The 233-nt window shown below is 66.5% G+C and carries 1 protein-coding gene; it reads right to left on the bottom strand.

Features of this window, described 5'->3' with window-relative positions; translation table 11 throughout:
- The coding region (locus O4H62_RS26410) for a CarD family transcriptional regulator (RefSeq protein WP_269391864.1) at nt 1-208 on the bottom strand (208 nt) is incomplete at its 3' end.
- Nucleotides 209-233: the final 25 nt, after the last annotated feature.

The raw sequence follows: 233 nt of genomic DNA, 5'->3' as shown, positions 1-233 counted from the left end.
CCGCCTTGCGGGCACGCGCCTTGCGCTTGCGCCAGTCTCCCCCACCCATACGGTCGAGGCTGGGGGCATCCCCCCCGACATATCGGGTCACCTGATCCAGCGAGTTCACCGGCACGAAGAGGCGATCACCAGGCTGACCTTTTTTGGAGGGCGCGTACTCGATAACGAGGTACTCGCGGGTAGCGCCGCCGACAGTGCGCTGCACCATCTCCACGTACCGCCCCACACCGTGC

The organism is Parahoeflea alexandrii (assembly GCF_027214025.1).
Classification (GTDB): domain Bacteria; phylum Pseudomonadota; class Alphaproteobacteria; order Rhizobiales; family Rhizobiaceae; genus Hoeflea; species Hoeflea alexandrii_A.
Note: the sequence above shows the minus strand (reverse complement) of the source record. Positions and strands in the feature narration are given on the sequence as shown.